Genomic DNA, 20,077 nt, shown 5'->3' on the forward strand with positions numbered 1-20,077 from the left:
CCGCTATCGCGAGCAAGCTCGCTCCCACAGGAGTTTGTGGTGAATATGGATTTTGTGTTCACCCAGGAACAAATGTGGGAGCGAGCCTGCTCGCGATAGCGGTCTACCAGACGCCAGTGTCGTTAGTGGCTATCATTAGCCACCTAACGACACCCTTCTCAAGGTCCCCGGCATGCTGGCAATTTTCCTCGAAACCCTGAACATCACCGCGCCGGTGTTTGCCATGTTGTTTCTGGGGACGTTGCTCAAGCGCATCTATTGGATCAACGACAACTTCATCCACATGGCCTCGTCCCTGGTGTTCAACGTCACCATGCCGGCGCTGTTGTTCCTCGGCATCCTGCATGCCGATCTCCACGCGGCATTGCAGCCGGACCTGTTGATCTATTTCTCCATTGCCACCCTGGTGTGCTTTGCCGTGGCCTGGGGCTGGGCGATCTGGCGTTGCCCGCGTGAGGACCGTGGCATCTATACCCAGGGCGCCTTTCGCGGCAATAACGGCGTGATCGGCCTGGCACTGGCGGCGAGCATGTATGGCGACTACGGGATTTCCCTGGGGTCGATACTCGCGGCCCTGGTGATCCTGTTCTACAACACCCTGTCGACCATCGTGCTGGCGGTCTACAGCCCAGTGATCAAGTCCGACCCCTGGAGCATCTGCAAAAGCGTGGTCAGCAACCCGCTGATCATCAGTGTGGTCGTAGCCGCGCCGTTGGCCTATTGGCAGATAGGCCTGCCGAACTGGTTTGAAACCTCGGCCAAATACCTTGCCCAGATGACTTTGCCGCTGGCGTTGATCTGCATCGGCGGCACGCTGTCGCTGGCGGCGCTGCGCAAAAGCGGAAAGATGGCCCTGAGTTCGAGCCTGGTGAAAATGATCGGCCTGCCGCTGCTGGCGACCCTCGGCGCCTGGCTCTGGGGTTTTCGTGGGGCGGAGCTGGGAATTCTGTTCCTGTACTTTGGCAGTCCCACCGCCGCCGCCAGTTACGTCATGGCCCGCGCGGCCGATGGCAACCATGAACTGGCCGCGGCGATCATCGTCATCACCACGCTGATGGCGGCGATTACCACCAACCTGGGGATTTTTGTGTTGCAGTGGGGTGGGTGGATCTAGGTTCTGGGTTGTGGTGTTCTTGAGGGCCAATCGCGAGCAAGCTCGCTCCCACAGGTAATCGCAGGTGTACCGGAATTTTATGTACACCGAAGATCCACTGTGGGAGCGAGCTTGCTCGCGATAGCGATCTAACAGTCACTCAGATTTCTGATAACTATCGATCACTTCCTGCGCCGCCCGAAACGCATCAATCGCCGCCGGCACCCCCGCATACACCGCGCAATGCAGCAACGCCTCGCGAATCTCCTCAACCGTACAACCATTGTTCAGCGCCCCGCGCACGTGGCCTTTCAATTCCTGCGGGCATTTGAGGGCGGTGAGGGCGGCGAGGGTGATCAGGCTGCGGGTTTTGAGCGGCAGGCCTTCGCGGCTCCAAACGCTGCCCCAGGCGTGCTCGTTGACGAAGTCCTGCAGCGGCTGGGTGAATTCGGTGGCGTTGCCCAAGGCACGGTCGACGAACGCGTCGCCCATCACCTGGCGGCGCATGTCCAGGCCGGTCTTTGGAGTGTCGGTCATGGCAAATCCCTCTTGTGGTGTTGACGGCGCCAGGCGCGCAAGGAACTGAACAGCAAAAACGCGAGCAGGGCCGGCAGCACATAGAACAGCATCAGTCGTTCCAGTTGGCCGGCCAGAGGCATGCCGGTAGTGAACGACACCACATGCAGCCCATAGGCCAGGTACAAGCCCAAAAACAGCAGACCTTCGGCGCGGGTGACGCGGTAGCCGGAATAAAACACCGGCAGGCACAGTACCGCCACGCCGAGCATCACCGGCAGGTCGAAATCCAGAGCATTGGGGGAAACCGAGAGCGGCGAGGGCGCGGCGAGGGCCGTCACCCCCAGCACGCCCAGCAGATTGAACAGGTTGCTGCCGATCACGTTGCCCACGGCAATGTCTCGCTGGCCCCGCAGGGCGGCGATCAGCGAGGTGGCGAGTTCCGGCAGCGAGGTGCTGACGGCGACGATGGTCAGGCCGATGATGCGTTCCGACAGCCCCAGGTCCGTCGCCACTTCCACCGCCGCGCCCAACAGCAAGTGCCCGGCGAAAATCAGCATCGCCAGGCCCACGACCATCATCGACAGGCTTTTGGGCCATGACACTTGCGCCACGTCCACGCCCATCCCATGCGGTCGCCCCGAATGCCGCGACTGGCGCAGCAACAGGCCCAGGTACACCGCCAGGGCCATCAACAGCAACGCGCCGTCCAGTTGCGTCAGTTCCTCGTTCCAGGCCAGCACGAACACCAGCAGGCTGGCGCCGATCATCAGCGGGATGTCCAGGCGCACCAGTTGACGCGAGACGCGCAACGGAATGATCAGGGCCGACAACCCAAGGGTGACGAGGATGTTGAAGATGCTGCTGCCGATCACGCTGCCCACGGCGATGTCGGCGTTCTGCGCCAGGGTCGCTTGCAGGCTGACGGCCATTTGCGGGGCGCTGCTGCCAAAGGCGACCACGGTCAGGCCGATGATCAGCGGTCGCACCTGCAAACGTGCCGCCAGGCCCACGGCGGCGCGCACCAGCAGCTCGGCACCAGCGATCAGCAACAGCAGGCCACCGAACAGTTCGATCAGGCTCAGCAGCGGGATGGCATTGAGTAGGGAAATGTCCGGGCTCCGTCTATCAATCGTCGAGGGCTTGCACACGCACCCGTGCGGTGCCGCTGCGTAGCATGCCCAGTTGCTCGGCGGCAGCGCGGGATACATCGATCAGACGGCCACGAGTGTAGGGGCCACGGTCGTTGATGCGGACCACGACACTGTCATTGTTTTTCAGGTTGGTGACTTTCACCCGTGTGCCGAACGGCAACTGGCGATGGGCGGCGGTCAGGCCATGCTGGTTGAAGCGCTCGCCGCTGGCGGTGCGCTTGCCATGGTGCCTGGCACCGTAATAAGAGGCGACGCCGGTCTGGTCATAGCCGTGTGGATCGACCGTCCCGCTCTGGCTGGCACAACCGGCCAGCAGGGACAGCAGGGCGCAGGTGGCGAGGAGACGCTTCATGTTGGGGTTTCCCACATCAATGTGGTTGTGGAATGCATTGTGGCGAGGGAGCTTGCCCCCGCTGGGGCGCGAAGCGGCCCCCATTTCCGCTGCCGGATTTGGGGGCTGCTGCGCAGCCCAGCGGGAGCAAGCTCCCTCGCCACAGGGGAATGAGCCAGATGCAGGTACTGGCTCCATGGCAATCAGCCCTCGAGCTTGCTTTTAAGCAGTTCGTTGACCTGTTGCGGGTTGGCCTTGCCCTTGGAGGCTTTCATGGCCTGGCCGACGAAGAAACCGAACATCTTGCCGCGCTTGGCTTCGTCTGCCGCACGGTATTGCTCGACTTGCTCGGCGTTGGCCGCGAGCATTTCATCGAGTACGGCGCTGATCGCACCGGTGTCGGTGACTTGCTTCAAGCCGCGCTTCTCAATGATCTCATCAGCGCTGCCTTCACCATTGGCCATGGCTTCGAAGACCATTTTGGCGATCTTGCCGGAAATGGTGTTGTCCTTGATCCGCAACAGCATGCCGCCCAGTTGCTCGGCCGATACCGGCGACTGGTCGATCTCCAGGCCCTGCTTGTTCAGCAGGCTGCCCAACTCGACCATCACCCAGTTGGCCGCCAGCTTGGCGTCGCCGCCGATGCTCACGACTTTTTCGAAGTAATCGGCCTGTTCGCGGCTGGTGGCCAGGACGTTGGCGTCATAGCTCGACAGCCCGAACTGCGCCTGGAAGCGCTCGCGTTTCTGGGGTGGCAGTTCCGGCAAGGTGGCACGTACGTCATTGAGGAACGAGTCCTCGATCACCACGGGCAGCAGGTCCGGGTCGGGGAAGTAACGGTAGTCGTTGGCTTCCTCTTTACTGCGCATCGGACGGGTTTCGTCCTTGTTCGGGTCGTACAGGCGAGTCTGCTGGATGACCTTGCCGCCGTCCTCGATCAGTTCGATCTGGCGCTGGATCTCGCTGTTGATCGCTTTCTCGATGAAGCGGAACGAGTTGACGTTCTTGATCTCGCAGCGGGTGCCGAATTCAACCTGGCCCTTGGGCCGGATCGACACGTTGCAGTCGCAACGCAGCGAGCCTTCGGCCATGTTGCCGTCGCAAATGCCCAGGTAGCGCACCAGCGCGTGGATCGCCTTGACGTAGGCTACGGCTTCCTTGGCACTGCGCATGTCCGGTTCAGAGACGATTTCCAGCAACGGCGTGCCGGCACGGTTCAGGTCGATGCCGGTGGCACCGTTGAATTCTTCGTGCAGGCTCTTGCCGGCGTCTTCTTCCAGGTGCGCACGGGTGATGCCGACGCGCTTGACCGTACCGTCTTCCAGGGCGATGTCCAGGTGGCCCTTGCCGACAATCGGCAATTCCATCTGGCTGATCTGGTAGCCCTTGGGCAGGTCCGGGTAGAAGTAGTTCTTGCGGGCGAATACGTTGTGCTGGCCAATCTCGGCGTCAATCGCCAGACCGAACATCACCGCCATGCGCACGGCTTCGGCGTTGAGCACCGGCAGCACGCCGGGCATGCCCAGGTCGACCAGGCTGGCCTGGGTGTTGGGCTCGGAGCCGAACGTGGTGGAGCTACCGGAAAAGATTTTCGACCGGGTGGTGAGCTGGGTATGAATCTCCAGCCCGATCACGACTTCCCATTGCATGTGTTTCTCCTCAGAAGCCGGTTGGGGTGCGGGTGTGCCAGTCAGTGTTCAACTGATACTGGTGCGCCACATTGAGCAGGCGGCCTTCCTGGAAGTACGGTGCGAGCAACTGCACGCCCACCGGCAGGCCATCGACGAAACCGGCCGGCATGGACAGGCCCGGCAGGCCAGCGAGGTTGGCGGTGATGGTGTAGACGTCTTCCAGGTACTCAGCGACCGGGTCGCTGCTCTTGGCGCCGAGTTTCCAGGCCGGGTTCGGCGTGGTCGGGCCAAGGATGATGTCGACCTCGTTGAAGGCGGCCATGAAGTCGTTCTTCACCAGGCGACGGATTTTCTGCGCCTTGAGGTAGTAGGCATCGTAGTAGCCGGCGGACAGCGCGTAGGCACCGACCATGATCCGGCGCTGCACTTCGGCGCCGAAGCCTTCGCCACGGGAGCGCTTGTACAGGTCCATCAGGTTGTCCGGATTTTCGCAGCGATAGCCGAAGCGCACGCCGTCGAAACGCGACAGGTTCGAGGACGCTTCCGCCGGGGCGATCACGTAGTACGCCGGAATCGCGTGCTGCATGTTCGGCAGGCTGATTGGCTTGATCACCGCGCCGAGCTTCTCCAGCTCCTTGATGCTGTTGTGGGTCAGCTCGGCGATGCGCGGGTCCAGGCCGGCGCTGAAATATTCCTTCGGCACGCCGATGCGCAGGCCCTGCAACGAGCCGTTGAGGCTGGCGCTGTAGTCCGGCACCGGTTCATCGATGCTGGTGGAGTCGTTCGGATCGAAGCCAGCCATGCCTTGCAGCAGGATCGCGCAGTCTTCGGCGGTGCGGGCCAGCGGACCGCCCTGGTCGAGGCTGGAGGCGTAGGCGATCATGCCCCAGCGCGATACGCGGCCATAGGTCGGCTTGAGGCCCGTGAGGTTGGTAAACGCCGCCGGCTGGCGAATCGAACCGCCAGTGTCGGTGGCGGTGGCGGCCGGCAGCAGGCGCGCGGCCACGGCGGCGGCGGAACCACCGGACGAGCCACCCGGTACGTGTTCCAGGTTCCACGGGTTTTTCACTGCGCCGTAGTAGCTCGACTCGTTGGCCGAACCCATGGCGAATTCGTCCATGTTGGTCTTGCCCAGGGTCACGGCGCCGGCTGCGGCCAGTTTGGCGACCACGGTGGCATCGTACGGGGCCTTGAAGTTGTCGAGCATCTTCGAGCCGCAACTGGTGCGGATGCCCTGGGTGCAGAACAGATCCTTGTGGGCAATCGGTGCGCCGAGCAGGGCGCCGCTCTCACCGTTGGCGCGACGGGCGTCGGCGGCCTTGGCCTGGCTCAGGGCCAGTTCTTCGGTGAGGCTGATGAAGCTGTTGAGCTGCGGGTCGAGCTGGGCGATGCGCGCCAGCAGGGCCTGGGTCAGCTCTTCGGAAGAAAACTTTTTATCGGCGAGTCCGCGGGCGATCTCGGCCAGGGTCATGTGATGCATGAGAGGCTCTTTCCCTTTAGTCGATGACTTTCGGAACCAGGTACAGGCCGTTTTCGACCGCTGGTGCGATGGACTGGTAGGCCTCGCGGTGATTGGACTCGGTCACGACGTCGGCGCGCAGGCGCTGGCTGGCTTCCAGTGGGTGGGCCAGGGGTTCGATGCCGTCGGTGTTGACCGCCTGCATCTCGTCGACCAGCCCCAGAATGCTGTTCAGGGCAGAAGTAATGTGTGGAAGATCGGCTTCATCGAGGCCCAGACAGGCCAGGTGAGCGATTTTTTCCACGTCGGAGCGTTCAAGCGCCATGGGATTCTCCAGTGGAAAACAAAACGGACGCAATCTGTCCGTGTGTTAGATTGTCGGAACACTACCGCATTTCTACGGTCCAGTGCCCTGTATCACAAATACTGTTCCTTTTTGACGGCCTCTATTGTCGTCAACAAAGGAACGTATCTGTGAAACAGGGCATTGGCCGCGATTTCGGGGTTTGGTGCACAGAAAAGCGGCCAATTTAACATATTGGCGCCTTGCCCAAAATCCCTGTCGTTGTTAGAGTTTGCCGCACTTTTTTACCCACGCGTTGCCTAGGGTCCCTTTCCCATGTTCAAGAAACTGCGTGGCATGTTTTCCAGCGATCTTTCCATTGACCTGGGCACTGCCAACACCCTTATTTACGTGCGCGAGCGCGGTATCGTCCTGAATGAACCCTCGGTAGTGGCCATCCGCACCCATGGTAACCAGAAGAGTGTCGTGGCTGTCGGTACCGAAGCCAAGCGCATGCTGGGCCGTACTCCGGGCAACATTGCAGCCATTCGCCCCATGAAGGACGGCGTGATCGCCGACTTCAGCGTCTGCGAAAAGATGCTGCAGTACTTCATCAACAAAGTTCACGAAAACAGTTTCCTGCAGCCCAGCCCTCGCGTGCTGATCTGCGTGCCCTGCAAGTCCACCCAGGTGGAGCGTCGTGCCATCCGTGAGTCGGCCCTTGGCGCCGGTGCCCGTGAAGTGTTCCTGATCGAAGAACCGATGGCCGCTGCCATCGGTGCCGGCCTGCCGGTCGAAGAGGCCCGTGGTTCGATGGTCGTCGACATCGGTGGTGGTACCACTGAAATCGCCTTGATCTCCCTCAACGGTGTGGTCTACGCCGAGTCCGTACGTGTGGGCGGCGACCGTTTCGACGAAGCGATCATCACCTACGTGCGCCGCAACTACGGCAGCCTGATCGGCGAATCCACCGCCGAGCGCATCAAGCAGGAAATCGGCACGGCCTATCCGGGCGGCGAAGTACGTGAAGTCGACGTTCGCGGCCGTAACCTGGCTGAAGGCGTTCCACGTGCCTTCACCCTCAACTCCAACGAAGTGCTCGAAGCACTGCAAGAGTCGCTGGCGACCATCGTGCAGGCGGTCAAGAGTGCTCTGGAGCAGTCGCCGCCGGAACTGGCGTCGGACATCGCCGAGCGCGGCCTGGTGCTGACCGGTGGTGGCGCGCTGCTGCGTGACCTCGACAAGCTGCTGGCCCAGGAAACCGGCTTGCCGGTGATCGTTGCCGAAGACCCGCTGACTTGCGTTGCCCGCGGCGGTGGCCGTGCATTGGAAATGATGGACAAGCACACCATGGATCTGCTCTCCAGCGAATAAGCCCGCCTGGATGGTCTATGTTGTTCGCTCCCCGGGCAGCACTTTGCAGTGCTGCCCGTTGACGTTTATCTTCTGTCATTCGTATCCAGGCCGGTTTGATGCCGTATGAATAAAGAAAACATTTGCCTGGGAGGAGCGGCTTATTAAACCGCTTTTCGCCAAAGGCCCCTCATTGGGTGTGCGCCTGCTGGTGCTGACCGTGCTGTCGGTCGCGCTGATGGTGGTCGATGCCCGTTTCACGCTGCTCAAGCCAGTGCGCAGCCAGATGTCGCTGGTATTGATGGAATCCTACTGGATCACCGATTTGCCGCAGCGCTTGTGGCAGGGTGTGGCCAGCCAGTTTGGCAGCCGGACCGAGCTGGTGGCCGAAAACGAAAAACTCAAGACCGAGAACCTGCTGTTGCAGGGACGCATGCAGAAGCTGGCGGCCCTCACCGAGCAAAACGTGCGGCTGCGCGAGCTGCTCAATTCCTCGGCGCTGGTCAACGAGAAGGTCGAAGTGGCCGAGTTGATCGGCATGGACCCCAACCCCTTTACCCACCGCATCATCATCAACAAGGGTGAGCGCGACGGTGTTGTCCTCGGCCAGCCGGTACTCGATGCTCGCGGCCTGATGGGGCAGGTGGTGGAGTTGATGCCCTACACCTCTCGCGTGCTGTTGCTGACCGATACCACCCACAGCATTCCCGTGCAGGTCAACCGCAACGGCTTGCGGGCGATTGCCAGCGGCACCGGTAATCCGGAGCGCCTGGAGCTGCGGCACGTCGCAGACACCGCCGACATCAAGGAAGGCGACCTGCTGGTCAGTTCCGGTCTCGGTCAGCGATTCCCGGCCGGGTATCCGGTGGCGACGGTCAAGGAGGTCATACACGACTCAGGTCAGCCGTTCGCCATCGTGCGTGCGGTGCCAACGGCTGCGCTGAATCGCAGCCGATACCTGCTGCTGGTATTCAGCGACAACCGCACCCCGGAAGAGCGCGCCAACGACGCCGCCGTGGCCCAGGAGGCCGAGGATCGGCAGAACATCGACTCGACCGCGACCCCGGTTACCCCGGCGACAGCCCCGGCTGCAACGACCCCGGCGCCAACGCCAGCGACCGCTCCGGCTGTTACGCCGGCCACCCAAGCGCCGGCGACTCAACCCGCAAGGCCCGCGGCCAAACCGCCTGTCTCCACGCCGGCCACCGCGCCAGCCACCAGGGGAGCACGAGAATAATGAGCAGTACACATTCCGGTAACGGCTGGATGGTCTGGCTGACGTTCGCCATCGGCCTGTTGCTCAGCGTTTCGCCGCTGCCACAATTCATGGAAATCCTGCGCCCGCTGTGGCTGGCGCTGCTGCTGGCATTCTGGGCGCTGGCGCTGCCGCACAAGGTCGGCATGGTCACCGCCTGGTGCCTGGGGCTGGCCGAAGACGTGCTTTATGGCACGTTGCTGGGGCAGAACGCGTTGATCCTGACGCTGATCACGTTCCTGGTGTTATCGCTGCAACAACGCCTGCGGATGTTCCCCATGTGGCAGCAGTGCCTGGTGATCCTGGTGATTTTCGGCCTGGCGCAGCTGGTGCAACTGTGGCTCAGCGCGCTGACCGGCAATCGCCAGCCGACCCTGGCGCTGGTGTTGCCGGCACTGGTCAGTGCCTTGCTCTGGCCGTGGGTCAGCTTCGGTTTGCGTGGCTTGCGCCTGCGTTTCAAAATCAACTGATTCGGTCAGGCATTGGCCCGCACCTTGAGAGGGAGATGTCTTGATGAAACCGCTTTACCTCGCCTCGGGCTCGCCGCGTCGGCGTGAGTTGCTCACGCAGATCGGTGTGCCATTCACCGCCGTCAGCGCAGACATCGACGAAACTCCCCTGGATGACGAAACCCCTTCGGCCTATGTCGAACGTCTGGCGCGCGGCAAGGCCGAGGCCGGGCGACGTGCTTTGCCCGCAGGCGTGGACGGCTGCGTGCTGGGTGCCGACACCGCCGTGGTGCTGGACGGGCGGATTCTGGGCAAGCCGCTGGATCAGGCCGACTCGATGGCGATGCTCTTGAGCCTGTCCGATCGTGACCATGAGGTGCTGACCGCCATTGCGATACTGGACGGGCAACGTTGTGAATCCCGTGTGGTGCGCAGCCGGGTCAGCTTTCGCTCCATCACTGAGCAACAAGCGCTAGCCTATTGGAACAGCGGTGAGCCCCGGGACAAGGCCGGCGGCTATGGTATTCAGGGCTTGGGGGCGGTATTCGTCGCCGGACTTGAAGGCAGCTATTCAGCCGTGGTCGGCCTGCCGTTGTGCGAAACCTCGGAGCTGTTGGGCCATTTCGGCATACCCTGTTGGCAAACCCTGAGCGCGCGCTGAGCGCCGTCTGACTTGATGCGGCCATTATCGTGAACACGCCTGAACGAGACCCTGCCATGAGTGAAGAGATCCTGATCAACATCACGCCGATGGAATCGCGCGTGGCGGTGGTTGAAAACGGTGTTCTGCAAGAAGTTCACGTCGAGCGCACGCAAAAACGTGGCATCGTCGGCAATATCTATAAAGGCAAGGTGGTGCGGGTGTTGCCGGGCATGCAGGCGGCGTTCGTCGATATTGGCCTGGATCGTGCGGCATTCATTCATGCTTCGGAAATATCCATGCGTGAAGGCCCAGCCGTGGAGAGCATCAGTGCCCTGGTTCATGAAGGCCAGAGCCTGGTGGTCCAGGTCACCAAGGACCCCATCGGTTCCAAGGGCGCGCGCCTGACCACGCAGTTGTCGATTCCGTCGCGCTACCTGGTGTACATGCCGCGTACCGCTCACGTCGGCATTTCCCTGAAGATCGAAGATGAAGCCGAGCGCGAACGCCTCAAGCAGGTGGTCAGCGATTGCGTGGAGAAAGAGGGCATCAAGGAAGCTGGAGGTTTCATCCTGCGCACCGCCGCCGAAGGGGCCGGGGCCGATGAGATTCTCATGGACATTCGCTATTTGCGCCGGCTCTGGGACCAGATCGCCGATCAGATCAAGACCATCGCCACCCCCAGCGTGATCTACGAAGACCTCGGTCTGGCGTTGCGGACCCTGCGGGACCTGGTCAGCCCCAAGATCGAGAAAATCCGCATCGATTCCCGGGAAACCTTCCAGAAAACCACCCAGTTTGTGGCGGAGCTGATGCCGGAAATCGCTGATCGTCTCGAGCATTACCCCGGCGAGCGGCCGATTTTCGACCTGTACGGCGTCGAAGACGAAATCCAGAAGGCCCTGGAGCGCAAGGTGCCGCTCAAGTCCGGCGGCTACCTGGTGGTGGACCCGGCCGAGGCCATGAGCACCATTGACGTCAACACCGGGGCGTTCGTCGGCCATCGCAACCTCGAAGAAACCATCTTCAAGACCAACCTGGAAGCGGCCACCGCCATCGCTCGTCAGCTGCGCCTGCGCAACCTGGGCGGAATCATCATCATCGACTTCATCGACATGGAGCATGAAGAGCACCAGCGCCAGGTGCTGCGGACCCTGGAAAAACAACTCGAGCGCGACCACGCCAAGACCAACATCATCGGGATCACCGAACTGGGCCTGGTGCAGATGACCCGCAAGCGCACTCGCGAGAGCCTTGAGCAGGTGCTGTGCGAACCGTGCAGCAGTTGCCAGGGCCGGGGCAAGCTCAAGACCCCGGAAACCGTGTGTTACGAAATCTTCCGGGAAATCCTCCGGGAGGCACGCGCTTACCAGGCCACAGGTTATAGAGTGTTGGCGAACCAGAAAGTGGTGGATCGCCTGCTCGATGAAGAGTCAGGGAACGTTGCGGAACTGGAGGCCTTTATCGGTCGCACGATTCGCTTTCAGGTGGAAACCATGTATTCCCAGGAACAATACGACGTGGTGCTGCTCTGAAGTGGCTTCATGAGCGGCAGCCCCGCGGATTTGAATACTTTTGCCAGGGGAGCCCGCTGACATGGAGCGTCTGACACGCATTTTGGCCGCGCTGACCCGTTGGGGCCTGGGCCTGTGCGCGCTGCTGTTGGTGCTGGTGGCACTGTATGTCAGCCTCGGGCGAGAACTGGCTCCGCTGGTGGCCGAATACCGCGCCGAGGTCCAGACCCGCGCCAGCGAAGCGTTGGGCATCCCCGTGCATATCGGCAGCCTGGACGGTAGCTGGAGCGCCCTGGCCCCCATCCTGCTGGCCCACGACGTGATGGTCGGCGAGGGCGCCAATACCTTGCATCTGGATCAGGTGCGGGCCGTGCCGGACTTGTGGGGCAGCCTGGTGGCGCGCCAGGTGCGCATTGCTCACCTGGAACTCAGCGGCCTGAAGATCAGCCTCAAGGAAGGCGCCGACGGCAAGTGGGCCCTGGAGGGGCTGCCGGTGCAGGACGATCAGCCCCTGGATCCCCAGCAACTGCTCGAGCGCATGCAGATGATCTCGAAGCTGTCGGTGCTCGACAGCCAGGTGACCTTGCAGCCGCTGGAACAACCGCCGCTGACCCTGACCTATGTTGGCCTGAGCCTGCGCACCGGTGTTGCCCGTCAGCGTCTGGATGCCCGACTGACCCTGCCTGACGGCCAACCCGTCGCGATCAACCTGCGCACCCGTATCCGCGCCAGCGACTGGAAGAACGGCCAGGCTGATGTCTACCTGAGTCTGCCGCAAAGCGATTGGTCCAAATGGCTGCCGGAACGCCTGACCCGACAATGGCATTTTTCCCGGATCAAGGCTGGCGCAGAGTTCTGGCTGAGCTGGGGGGCGGGCACCGTGCAAAGCGCGGCCATTCGACTGAACGCGCCGGACATCCAGGGCGCCTATGCCGAGCGCAAGCCGGTGCAGATCCATAACCTGGCGCTCAACGGGTATTTCCAGCGCAGCGACCAGGGATTCAGCGCAACCTTCGATTCCCTGGCAATGAGCCTGGGCGAAACCCGTTGGGAATCGCGCCTGCAGTTGCAACAGAACAACGCCACCGAAAAAACCGAAGAACTCTGGCACGTGCAGGCTGATCGCCTCGACCTCACGCCGCTGACGCCGTTGCTCCATGCCCTGGCGCCGTTGCCCGAAGGCGTTGCCACGGCAATCGACCGGCTCAAGTTCACGGGTGGCCTGCGCAACGTGCTGCTGGACTACCGCCCGCAGAACAGCGGTGATCAGAAAGTCAGCTTCGCCACCAACCTGGACACCGTAGGCTTTGATGCCTATCGCGGCGCCCCGGCGGCGCGCAACGTGTCCGGGAGCCTGAGCGGCGACCTGGGCGGCGGCGAGCTGCGCATGGACAGCAAGGATTTTTCCCTGCACCTGGACCCGATCTTCGCCAAGCCCTGGCAATACTTGCAGGCTAACGCCCGGCTGACCTGGAAATTAGACAAGCAGGGTTTCACGCTGATTGCGCCGTACCTGAAGGTACTGGGGGAGGAGGGCCGGATTGCCGGTGACTTCCTGATTCGCCTGCATTTCGACCACAGCCAGGAAGACTACATGGACCTGCGGGTCGGCCTGGTGGATGGCGACGGTCGCTATACCGCCAAGTATCTGCCTGCTGTCCTGAGTCCTGCGCTGGATGAGTGGCTGCGCACGGCAATCGTCAAGGGCGCGGTGGATCAGGGTTTTTTCCAGTATCAAGGTTCGCTGAACCAGGGCGCTGAAGACGCGGCTCGCAGCATCAGCCTGTTTTTCAAGGTGCATGATGCCGAGCTGGCCTTCCAGCCGGATTGGCCTTCGGTGAGCAAGGTCAGCGGTGATGTTTTCGTCGAAGACAGCGGCGTGCGTATCTTTGCAAGTCAAGGGCAGTTGCTGGACACCCAGGTCAGGAATGTTTCGGTGAACATCCCCCATGTGCCCAGCGGCCAGAATTCCCATCTGCTGTTGGACGGCGAGTTCGCCGGAGGCTTGGGTGACGGCTTGAAGATCCTGCAGACGGCGCCGATCGGTACGGCGCAGACGTTCGCCGGCTGGGAAGGCGAGGGCGACCTGCTGGGCAGTGTGAAGCTGGATATTCCTTTGGCGAAAGGCGAGCAACCGAAGATTCTGGTGGACTTCAAGACCGACAAGGCCCGGCTCAAGCTCAGCGAGCCGGTGCTGGAGCTGACGCAGCTCAAGGGCGATTTCCGCTTCGACAGCAACAAAGGACTGAGCGGCAAGAATATCGCGGCCCGAGCGTTCGACCGGCCCGTGACCGCGCAGATTTTTGCCGAAGGCCGTGCCGGTGAACTGACTACGCGGGTGGCCGCCTCCGGACAGGTGGAGGTCAAGAAACTCACTGACTGGCTGAAGGTTACACAACCATTGCCGGTGACTGGCGTGGTGCCGTATCAGTTGCAGGTGATCCTCGACGGTGCCGACAGCCAACTGTCGGTCAGTTCCAGTCTCAAGGGCGTGGCCGTGGATCTGCCCGCGCCCTTCGGGTTGGCGCCCGATGCCGGGCGTGACACGGTGTTTCGCATGACCTTGCAAGGCGCGGAGCGCCGTTACTGGGTGGATTATGGCGACCTGGCCAGCTTCACCTACGCGGCGCCGAATGGACAGGTTGCAGACGGTCGCGGTGAACTCTTGCTCGGTAACGGTGATGCGATTCTGCCGGGAGGCAAGGGCCTGCGCCTGCGCGGGACGCTGTCGCAGCTGGATGTGAGTCCGTGGCAGGAGCTGGTGGGCAAGTATGCGGGGCAGGATCCGGGCGGTAGCGCCAAACAACTGCTTAGCAGCGTCGATCTGAACATCGGCAAGCTCACCGCCATGGGCACGACCCTGGACCGGGCTTCGGTGCAACTGGACCGCAAGCCTGACGCCTGGGCTTTGCGACTTGCCAGCGAGCAGGCCAAGGGCACCGCCAGTCTGCCGGACGCGAAGGCCGCACCGATCGGTATCAAGCTTGACTACATTCGCCTGCCGGCCGCCGACCCGACGGTCCAGACCGACGAAAACGCGCCGGACCCGCTGGCCTCGGTCGATCCCCGCAACATTCCGGCCATGGATATTGTCATTGACCAGTTGTTCCAGGGGCCCGACCTCATTGGTGCCTGGTCGTTGAAGGTGCGTCCGACAGGCAAGGGCGTTGCCTTGAACAACCTGGACATGGGCCTCAAGGGCATGGTCTTGAGCGGCAATGGTGGCTGGGAAGGCGTCCCCGGCTCCACCAGCAGTTGGTACAAAGGCCGCATCGGTGGCAAGAACCTGGCCGATGTGCTCAAGGGCTGGGGCTATGCGCCGAGCGTGACCAGCGAGAAATTCCGCCTGGACGTCGATGGTCGCTGGCCTGGCTCGCCAGCGTGGGTCGCCACGAAGCGCTTCTCCGGGAGTCTGGATGCGTCGCTGAGCAAGGGCCAGTTCGTCGAGTTGGAAGGCGGCGCCCAGGCGCTGCGGGTATTTGGCTTGCTGAACTTCAACTCCATCGGCCGCCGATTGCGCCTGGACTTCTCTGACCTGTTCGGCAAAGGCTTGAGTTACGATCGGGTCAAGGGGCTGCTGGTGGCGAGCGACGGTGTTTACGTGACCCGTGAACCCATCACCCTGACGGGACCGTCGAGCAATCTGGAGCTCAACGGCACACTGGACATGGTGGCCGATCGGGTCGACGCCAAGTTGCAGGTGACGCTGCCGGTGACCAACAACCTGCCGATTGCAGCGCTGATTGTCGGCGCGCCAGCGGTGGGTGGGGCGCTGTTTCTGATCGACAAACTGATTGGCGACCGTGTGGCGCGCTTTGCCAGCGTAAGATACGACGTCAAGGGGCCGTGGAAAGAGCCGAAGATTACCTTCGACAAGCCGTTCTGACAGGCGATGATATCCCCCTTGTGGGAGCGAGCCGGTGGGAGCAAAGCTTGCTCGCGATTGCGGTGTATCAGCCAGCCTATATGTTGGATGTACCTGCCTCATCGCGAGCAAGCTTTGCTCCCACAGCCGCCTCGGGCGAGGATAAAAAAGAGGGAAGCACCATGCCAGTGGCAGTGATTCAGATGGTCAGTCAAAGCGATGTGCTCGCCAATCTGGCCCGCGCTCGTGTGCTGCTGGAACAGGCTGCCGCTGGCGGCGCAAGGCTGGCGGTGCTGCCTGAAAACTTCGCGGCCATGGGCCGGCGGGATGTGGCGGACATCGGTCGTGCCGAGGCCTTTGGTCAGGGACCGATCCTGCCCTGGTTGAAACAGACCGCCCGTGACCTCAAGTTATGGATTGTGGCCGGCACGTTGCCGTTGCCGCCGATGGAACAACCGGACGCCAGGGTGCATGCCTGTTCGTTGCTGATCGATGATCAGGGCCAGATTGTCGCGCGCTACGACAAGCTGCACCTGTTCGATGTGGACGTGGCAGACAATCGCGGTCGTTATCGCGAGTCTGATGACTATGCTTATGGCTACAACGTGGTAGTGGCCGATACACCTGTAGGGCGGGTTGGTCTGACGGTTTGTTATGACTTGCGTTTCCCGGAACTCTATAGCGAGCTGCGCGCCGCTGGGGCTGAATTGATCACCGCGCCTTCGGCGTTTACCGCAGTGACTGGCGCTGCCCATTGGGAGGTGTTGATTCGCGCCCGGGCCATCGAGACCCAGTGTTATGTGCTGGCAGCCGCTCAGGGCGGGCTGCATCCAGGGCCACGGGAAACCTTTGGCCATGCAGCGATAGTCGACCCGTGGGGCCGCGTGCTGGCGCAACAGGATCAAGGCGAGGCCGTTTTGCTGGCCGAGCGCGACAGCAGCGAACAGGCGTCCATCCGGGCGCGTATGCCGGTGGCTAGCCATCGGCGCTTTTTCTCGCAGGGCGCTCGACAGCGGCCTGTCCAAGACGACGAATTCAAGGCGTAGAACATATGAGCGGGTTGTTATCCTCAGTCAGTGAACACCTTTTAGCCCCCGGTGGCGTCACCCTCGAAAGCCTGCAAGGGGTGCTGGGCGACCTGGCCGGCCCGGGCATCGATGCAGCCGACCTGTATTTCCAAGGGATGATCTCCGAGTCCTGGTCGCTGGAAGACGGCATCGTCAAGGAGGGCAGTTTCAACCTTGACCAGGGCGTGGGTGTGCGTGCCCAGTCCGGGGAAAAAACCGGCTTTGCCTACAGTAACGCCATCACCCTTGAAGCACTGGGCGCCGCAGCCCGTGCCGCTCGTTCGATTTCCCGGGCCGGGCAGAACGGCAAGGTACAGGCCTTCAGCAGCCAGGACGTGACGCAGTTGTATGCGCCGGACAACCCGCTGGAAGTCATGAGCCGCGCCGAAAAGGTCGAGCTGCTCAAGCGCATCGACGTCGCCACTCGCGCCCTTGATCCACGCATCCAGCAAGTATCGGTGAGCATGGCCGGGGTCTGGGAGCGAATCCTGGTGGCGTCCACCGACGGCGGTCTGGCGGCGGACGTCCGGCCGCTGGTGCGTTTCAATGTCAGTGTGATCGTCGAGCAGAACGGTCGTCGCGAGCGCGGCGGCCATGGTGGCGGCGGACGCACCGATTACCGTTATTTCCTCAGCGAAGATCGCGCCATGGGTTACGCCCGCGAAGCGCTGCGCCAGGCCCTGGTCAATCTTGAAGCGATCCCGGCGCCGGCCGGCACATTGCCGGTGGTGCTGGGTTCTGGCTGGTCCGGTGTGCTGCTGCACGAAGCGGTGGGGCACGGTCTGGAAGGCGACTTCAACCGTAAAGGCAGTTCGGCCTACAGCGGCCGCATGGGCGAAATGGTTGCTTCGAAACTCTGCACCATCGTCGATGATGGCACCCTGGCCGGACGTCGCGGCTCCCTGAGTGTCGACGATGAAGGCACCCCGACCGAATGCACCACCCTGATCGAGAACGGCGTGCTCAAGGGCTATATGCAAGACAAGCTCAACGCCCGCCTGATGGGCGTGGCCCGTACCGGCAATGGTCGCCGCGAGTCTTACGCGCATCTGCCGATGCCGCGCATGACCAACACCTACATGCTGGGCGGTCAGAGCGATCCGGCGGAAATCATCGCTTCGGTGAAAAAGGGTATTTACTGCGCCAACCTCGGCGGCGGCCAGGTGGATATCACCAGCGGCAAATTCGTGTTTTCCACCAGTGAGGCTTACCTGATCGAAGACGGCAAGATCACTGCGCCGGTCAAGGGCGCGACCCTGATCGGCAACGGGCCGGAGGCGATGAGCAAGGTGTCGATGGTCGGTAACGATCTGGCGCTGGACAGTGGCGTGGGGACGTGCGGCAAGGATGGGCAGTCAGTACCGGTGGGTGTCGGTCAGCCGACCCTGAAGATTGATGCGATTACCGTGGGTGGCACGGGCGCATGATGGGAGCGCTGGGTGGAGTGCGAGGCCTCCACCCGCGGTCGTTACTCAGCGCAGGCCGCGTTGAGTTTCGTCCAGCTCACGAATGTATTTGAAGATTTTACGGCTCGAGGCCGGTGGCTTGTTTTGCGCCAACTCGTGCTGGGCCTGACGGATCAGGGAGCGCAGTTGCTGACGGTCAGCCTCCGGGTAGTCAATGACGAATTTTTCCAGTACGCCGTCATCGCCTGCGATCAGGCGATCGCGCCAGCGTTCCAGGTTATGGAAGCGTTCGTTGTACTGCCGGGTAGAGGCATCGAGTTGATCGAGCAGAACCAGGATGGCGTCAGTGTCCTGATCGCGCATCAGTTTGCCGATGAATTGCAGGTGCCGTTTACGCGCGATATTCGCGGTGTGCTTGGGCGCATCGGCCAGGGCCCGGCGCAAGGCGTCGGTCAGAGGCAGTTTGGCCAGCAAGTCAGGCTTGAGTGTTGTCAGGCGCTCGCCGAGGTCAACCAGAGCATGCAGCTCGCGTTTGACCTGGGATTTGCTTTTTTCACCCTCGTAGAGGGAGTCGTCGTAAGAATCAACCATGGTGGCAGTCCGCAAAGAAACGCCGCCATGATAACCAGTCGGGGGCCGCTTGTCCGGCCCGGTCGCACGAAGGCCTCAGGTTTGTACGCAAAGTCGCGAAGGCACTATTCGTACAAACCTGACCGAAAGCAGAATTTGAGTGGAGATACACCATGAGTGCAGTTCAGAGCGTCGGCCCGCAAGCATTGCCGGCACTGCAGGAACAAGTCGAGCAGATCCTTGCCGAAGCCAAGCGACAGGGCGCCAGTGCGTGTGAGGTGGCGGTCTCTCTGGAACAAGGTTTGTCGACATCGGTACGCCAGCGTGAGGTGGAGACCGTCGAATTCAATCGCGACCAGGGGTTTGGCATCACGTTGTATGCCGGCCAGCGCAAGGGCTCGGCCAGCACGTCGGCCAGTGGTCCTGACGCCATTCGCGAAACCGTTGCCGCTGCGCTGGCGATCGCCCAGCACACCTCGGAGGACGAAGCTTCGGGCTTGGCCGATGCTGCGCTGATGTGCAAGGAACTGCGAGACTTCGACCTGTTTCACGCCTGGGACATCACCCCGGAACAAGCCATCGAGCAGGCGCTGCGCTGTGAGGCGGCGGCTTTCGACGCCGACCCGCGAATCAAAAACGCCGACGGCACGACCCTCAATACCCATCAGGGCTGCCGTGTATACGGTAACAGCCACGGTTTTATCGGTGGTTATGCGTCGACCCGGCACAGCCTCAGTTGCGTCATGATCGCCGAAGCCAACGGCCAGATGCAGCGCGACTACTGGTATGACGTGAACCGCCAGGGCAATCGTCTGGCAGATCCGGTGAGTATTGGCCGCAAAGCCGCGCAGCGGGCGGCCAGCCGCTTGGGGGCGCGGCCGGTGCCGACCTGTGAAGTGCCGGTGCTGTTTGCCGCCGAACTGGCCGGCGGGTTGTTTGGCAGCTTTTTGTCGGCGGTCTCCGGCGGCAATTTGTATCGCAAATCATCGTTTCTCGAAGGGGCACTCGGCCAGAAACTGTTCCCGGAGTGGATGACCATCGATGAGCGTCCGCACCTGATGCAGGCCATGGGCAGCTCCGCCTTCGACGGCGATGGCCTGGCCACCTACGCCAAGCCATTCGTGGAGAATGGCGAACTGGTGTCCTACATTCTCGGCACCTATTCCGGTCGCAAGCTCGGCATGCCCAGCACCGCCAATGCCGGTGGCGTGCATAACCTGTTCGTGACCCATGGCGAAGAGGACCAGGCAGCCTTGCTGCGCCGCATGGGCCGTGGCCTGCTGGTGACGGAACTGATGGGGCATGGCCTGAACATGGTCACCGGGGACTATTCTCGCGGCGCGGCGGGGTTCTGGGTCGAGAACGGCGAGATTCAGTTTGCCGTCCAGGAAGTCACCATCGCCGGTAACATGCGCGATATGTTCAAGCAGATCCTGGCGGTGGGTAACGACCTGGAACTGCGCAGCAACATTCGCACCGGCTCGGTGTTGA

Annotated in this window: 17 protein-coding genes; 10 read left to right on the forward strand and 7 right to left on the reverse strand. The window is 62.1% G+C overall.

Going from position 1 to position 20,077, the window contains the following annotated elements; all coding sequences use genetic code 11:
• Positions 1-172: 172 nt before the first annotated feature.
• Complete coding sequence (locus PSEUDOMOFG3G_RS02440) at positions 173-1,114, forward strand: AEC family transporter (RefSeq protein WP_047228686.1); 942 nt, start codon at positions 173-175, stop codon at positions 1,112-1,114.
• Positions 1,115-1,249: 135 nt separating this feature from the next.
• Here PSEUDOMOFG3G_RS02440 and PSEUDOMOFG3G_RS02445 read toward each other — a convergent pair whose 3' ends face one another.
• From PSEUDOMOFG3G_RS02445 to gatC, 6 genes are all read right to left on the reverse strand, one after another.
• Positions 1,250-1,630: a carboxymuconolactone decarboxylase family protein gene (locus PSEUDOMOFG3G_RS02445; protein ID WP_076383558.1), complete on the reverse strand. Its 381-nt coding sequence runs from the start codon at positions 1,628-1,630 to the stop codon at positions 1,250-1,252.
• On the reverse strand, positions 1,627-2,688 hold the full coding sequence (locus tag PSEUDOMOFG3G_RS02450; RefSeq protein ID WP_047228693.1) for a calcium/sodium antiporter: 1,062 nt from the start codon (positions 2,686-2,688) through the stop codon (positions 1,627-1,629). Before PSEUDOMOFG3G_RS02450 ends, PSEUDOMOFG3G_RS02445 begins: the two co-directional genes overlap by 4 nt.
• A 49-nt stretch (positions 2,689-2,737) precedes the next feature.
• Positions 2,738-3,115 (reverse strand): septal ring lytic transglycosylase RlpA family protein, encoded by a 378-nt coding sequence (locus PSEUDOMOFG3G_RS02455; protein ID WP_139049142.1) that lies wholly within the window; start codon positions 3,113-3,115, stop codon positions 2,738-2,740.
• 182 nt (positions 3,116-3,297) lie between these two features.
• Positions 3,298-4,743: an Asp-tRNA(Asn)/Glu-tRNA(Gln) amidotransferase subunit GatB gene (gatB, locus tag PSEUDOMOFG3G_RS02460; RefSeq protein ID WP_047228683.1), complete on the reverse strand. Its 1,446-nt coding sequence runs from the start codon at positions 4,741-4,743 to the stop codon at positions 3,298-3,300.
• Between the two features lie 10 nt (positions 4,744-4,753).
• Positions 4,754-6,205 carry an Asp-tRNA(Asn)/Glu-tRNA(Gln) amidotransferase subunit GatA gene (gatA, locus tag PSEUDOMOFG3G_RS02465; RefSeq protein ID WP_107321878.1) on the reverse strand — a complete coding sequence of 484 codons (1,452 nt, stop codon included), beginning with the start codon at positions 6,203-6,205 and terminating at the stop codon, positions 4,754-4,756.
• Positions 6,206-6,221: 16 nt separating this feature from the next.
• Positions 6,222-6,509 carry an Asp-tRNA(Asn)/Glu-tRNA(Gln) amidotransferase subunit GatC gene (gatC, locus tag PSEUDOMOFG3G_RS02470; RefSeq protein WP_047228681.1) on the reverse strand — a complete coding sequence of 96 codons (288 nt, stop codon included), beginning with the start codon at positions 6,507-6,509 and terminating at the stop codon, positions 6,222-6,224.
• A 294-nt stretch (positions 6,510-6,803) separates the two neighbouring features.
• Between gatC and mreB the strand changes: the two genes are divergently transcribed.
• From mreB to tldD, 8 genes are all read left to right on the forward strand, one after another.
• Positions 6,804-7,841, forward strand: a complete 1,038-nt coding sequence (gene mreB, locus PSEUDOMOFG3G_RS02475; protein ID WP_002555108.1) for a rod shape-determining protein MreB — start codon at positions 6,804-6,806, stop codon at positions 7,839-7,841.
• Between the two features lie 142 nt (positions 7,842-7,983).
• Positions 7,984-9,057: a rod shape-determining protein MreC gene (gene mreC, locus PSEUDOMOFG3G_RS02480; RefSeq protein WP_139049143.1), complete on the forward strand. Its 1,074-nt coding sequence runs from the start codon at positions 7,984-7,986 to the stop codon at positions 9,055-9,057.
• The gene (gene mreD, locus PSEUDOMOFG3G_RS02485; protein ID WP_047228679.1) at positions 9,057-9,545 is read left to right on the forward strand and encodes a rod shape-determining protein MreD; all 489 of its coding nucleotides are present in this window, start codon (positions 9,057-9,059) and stop codon (positions 9,543-9,545) included. The genes mreC and mreD overlap by 1 nt, the downstream gene beginning before the upstream one ends.
• Positions 9,546-9,588: 43 nt before the next feature.
• Positions 9,589-10,185, forward strand: a complete 597-nt coding sequence (locus PSEUDOMOFG3G_RS02490) for a nucleoside triphosphate pyrophosphatase (protein ID WP_139049144.1) — start codon at positions 9,589-9,591, stop codon at positions 10,183-10,185.
• 56 nt (positions 10,186-10,241) lie between these two features.
• Complete coding sequence (gene rng, locus PSEUDOMOFG3G_RS02495) at positions 10,242-11,699, forward strand: ribonuclease G (protein ID WP_047228677.1); 1,458 nt, start codon at positions 10,242-10,244, stop codon at positions 11,697-11,699.
• A gap of 61 nt (positions 11,700-11,760) precedes the next feature.
• Positions 11,761-15,564, forward strand: a complete 3,804-nt coding sequence (locus tag PSEUDOMOFG3G_RS02500; protein WP_139049145.1) for a YhdP family protein — start codon at positions 11,761-11,763, stop codon at positions 15,562-15,564.
• Between the two features lie 161 nt (positions 15,565-15,725).
• Complete coding sequence (locus PSEUDOMOFG3G_RS02505) at positions 15,726-16,589, forward strand: carbon-nitrogen hydrolase family protein (RefSeq protein ID WP_047228675.1); 864 nt, start codon at positions 15,726-15,728, stop codon at positions 16,587-16,589.
• Positions 16,590-16,594: 5 nt separating this feature from the next.
• The gene (gene tldD, locus PSEUDOMOFG3G_RS02510; protein WP_047228674.1) at positions 16,595-18,037 is read left to right on the forward strand and encodes a metalloprotease TldD; all 1,443 of its coding nucleotides are present in this window, start codon (positions 16,595-16,597) and stop codon (positions 18,035-18,037) included.
• Between the two features lie 45 nt (positions 18,038-18,082).
• On the opposite strand, the gene yjgA is transcribed toward tldD, so the two are convergent.
• Positions 18,083-18,607: a ribosome biogenesis factor YjgA gene (yjgA, locus tag PSEUDOMOFG3G_RS02515; protein WP_003197830.1), complete on the reverse strand. Its 525-nt coding sequence runs from the start codon at positions 18,605-18,607 to the stop codon at positions 18,083-18,085.
• A gap of 152 nt (positions 18,608-18,759) precedes the next feature.
• On the opposite strand from yjgA, the gene pmbA reads away from it, so the two are divergent.
• A partial coding sequence (gene pmbA, locus PSEUDOMOFG3G_RS02520) for a metalloprotease PmbA (RefSeq protein ID WP_139049146.1) occupies positions 18,760-20,077 on the forward strand: 1,318 nt, incomplete at its 3' end.

The sequence above is a fragment of the Pseudomonas sp. FG-3G genome (assembly GCF_901007645.1).
Lineage (GTDB): Bacteria > Pseudomonadota > Gammaproteobacteria > Pseudomonadales > Pseudomonadaceae > Aquipseudomonas > Aquipseudomonas rhizophila.

What these genes read in the sequence shown, in the direction of transcription:
- gatB (WP_047228683.1), bottom strand. Translation starts at nt 4,743, where the DNA reads ATGCAATGGGAAGTCGTGATCGGGCTGGAGATTCATACCCAGCTCACC.
- rng (WP_047228677.1), top strand. Translation starts at nt 10,242, where the DNA reads ATGAGTGAAGAGATCCTGATCAACATCACGCCGATGGAATCGCGCGTG.
- gatC (WP_047228681.1), bottom strand. Translation starts at nt 6,509, where the DNA reads ATGGCGCTTGAACGCTCCGACGTGGAAAAAATCGCTCACCTGGCCTGT.
- PSEUDOMOFG3G_RS02440 (WP_047228686.1), top strand. Translation starts at nt 173, where the DNA reads ATGCTGGCAATTTTCCTCGAAACCCTGAACATCACCGCGCCGGTGTTT.
- PSEUDOMOFG3G_RS02500 (WP_139049145.1), top strand. Translation starts at nt 11,761, where the DNA reads ATGGAGCGTCTGACACGCATTTTGGCCGCGCTGACCCGTTGGGGCCTG.
- PSEUDOMOFG3G_RS02445 (WP_076383558.1), bottom strand. Translation starts at nt 1,630, where the DNA reads ATGACCGACACTCCAAAGACCGGCCTGGACATGCGCCGCCAGGTGATG.
- gatA (WP_107321878.1), bottom strand. Translation starts at nt 6,205, where the DNA reads ATGCATCACATGACCCTGGCCGAGATCGCCCGCGGACTCGCCGATAAA.
- PSEUDOMOFG3G_RS02455 (WP_139049142.1), bottom strand. Translation starts at nt 3,115, where the DNA reads ATGAAGCGTCTCCTCGCCACCTGCGCCCTGCTGTCCCTGCTGGCCGGT.
- PSEUDOMOFG3G_RS02490 (WP_139049144.1), top strand. Translation starts at nt 9,589, where the DNA reads ATGAAACCGCTTTACCTCGCCTCGGGCTCGCCGCGTCGGCGTGAGTTG.
- mreD (WP_047228679.1), top strand. Translation starts at nt 9,057, where the DNA reads ATGAGCAGTACACATTCCGGTAACGGCTGGATGGTCTGGCTGACGTTC.
- yjgA (WP_003197830.1), bottom strand. Translation starts at nt 18,607, where the DNA reads ATGGTTGATTCTTACGACGACTCCCTCTACGAGGGTGAAAAAAGCAAA.
- tldD (WP_047228674.1), top strand. Translation starts at nt 16,595, where the DNA reads ATGAGCGGGTTGTTATCCTCAGTCAGTGAACACCTTTTAGCCCCCGGT.
- PSEUDOMOFG3G_RS02505 (WP_047228675.1), top strand. Translation starts at nt 15,726, where the DNA reads ATGCCAGTGGCAGTGATTCAGATGGTCAGTCAAAGCGATGTGCTCGCC.
- mreB (WP_002555108.1), top strand. Translation starts at nt 6,804, where the DNA reads ATGTTCAAGAAACTGCGTGGCATGTTTTCCAGCGATCTTTCCATTGAC.